The sequence below is a fragment of the Campylobacter sp. 2457A genome (assembly GCF_020135895.1).
In the GTDB taxonomy this organism is placed as follows: Bacteria; Campylobacterota; Campylobacteria; order Campylobacterales; family Campylobacteraceae; genus Campylobacter_D; species Campylobacter_D taeniopygiae.
The window spans coordinates 1-581 of the sequence record NZ_JACHTO010000086.1; the positions used below are offsets into that span (position 1 = coordinate 1).

The 581-nt window shown below is 24.8% G+C and carries 1 pseudogene; it reads left to right on the forward strand.

Features of this window, described 5'->3' with window-relative positions:
- A pseudogene (locus H2280_RS08445) lies at window positions 1–581 on the forward strand (hypothetical protein); the annotation flags it as partial.

Below are 581 nucleotides of genomic sequence, written 5' to 3' on the forward strand. Positions count from 1 at the left end.
CAATAATATAACAGAATTAAAAGAACCTATATTAAGACTTCATTATAAAGAACATAAATACCAAAAAGACAATCTTTTAATTGCAAATTTATTTTTAAACGATATTCAACATAAAAACGAACAAGGTTTTGATAAATTTGAAATCACAAAAAATGATTTATTAAGCTTAAGTGATGACAATACACTTAATTTGCTTAAACAAAATTTCACCAAAGGCTATGATTTTAAAGAATGCAAACTTAGACTTGGAGTGCATTTGATTGATCTGATATTTATTATCCCTAAAAATATCCCTAAATCCTATAAAGACGCTTATAAAAAATTTGAAAAAAAGGAATTAGGAGCAGGATATTTTAAAGAACTTCATAAATATAATGAAGATTATAGAGAAAAAGATACCATAATGCATAAAAGGGTATTTTTTGCTCCTGCTTGTATGCAAAATATCCAATTTGAAATAGCTAAAGGTTTAGATGATTGGCTTGATAATGAAAATGTATGTTCTTTTAATGTTTTAACTAAGGATTATTTTAAAGCAGAGGAAAATACAATAATCATCAATAATGAAAACTCTAATTCAC